The organism is Mucilaginibacter sp. RCC_168, assembly GCF_041355315.1.
Classification (GTDB): Bacteria; Bacteroidota; Bacteroidia; order Sphingobacteriales; family Sphingobacteriaceae; genus Mucilaginibacter.
Window position 1 is genome coordinate 1 of the sequence record NZ_JBFUPN010000068.1, and the last position, 884, is coordinate 884.

The 884-nt window shown below is 45.5% G+C and carries 1 protein-coding gene; it reads right to left on the minus strand.

All coding sequences use genetic code 11. The features are described 5' to 3' along the window. Positions 1-884 (minus strand): condensation domain-containing protein (locus AB6735_RS27980; protein WP_370999477.1); only part of this gene is annotated, 884 nt, incomplete at both ends.

The following is an 884-nucleotide window of genomic DNA, read 5'->3' on the forward strand; positions in this document are numbered from 1 at the left end:
TCTTCATCCCCGTACTCCGTTACAGCGCCATGACTGAAACTGCTCAGTAATTCTTCCCGCTCCGATGCGGACAAGAGCGGCATATCCAGCAGGGGCCGCTGGTCATCCTTTAATATATTGTCCAGTAAATACTGTAAGTGTCCTGTAAAACTGGAGATCGTTTCAGCGCTGTAATAAAGTTTATTAAATGTCAGTATCCCTGAAATGATATCTTCGTTGCGTTGTAGAAAAAGATTGAAATCATATTTACCCCAGCCCAGGTTCGTCTCAATCACCCTTATGGACAAATCCGCTCCTCCGGATATTTCAACAGGGTGATCCTCATAGTGAAACAGTACATCAAACAACGCGGTTCTGCTCATATCCTTCTGAAGGTTCAATTCCGCTACCAGCCTGTCAAATGGTATATGGTGATACTCTCTAGCCTCTAAACCACTTTGGTTGACTTCATGAAGCAATTGTGAAAATGTGGTGCCGCTTTCAACTGTTGTCCGTATCGGCAGTAAATTCGTTACAGGACCTATTGTATCCCTTATGTTGGCCTGGGTTTCCCGGTTATCTCCCCAAATTCCTACGATCAGATCTTCCTGGCCCGAATACCGGTATAATAGGGCCTTAAACGCCGACAGCATAAAAACAGAAACTGAAATACCTTTTGTCTTCGTATAGGACAGTATGCGGGATGTCAGTTCCTTGCCGATACTGAAATATCCCCGCTCTTCATCATATACATGGATGGCATCCCGGCGATAGGCCGGTAATATAAGCGCGGGAAGGTTTCCCCTGAGCTTCCTCTTCCAATAAAGTAAATGATAACCGAGGACATCCCTGGAGAGATCCAGCTGCCAGCGGGAAAAAGCAGCATACGGAAGACTATCTTTCTT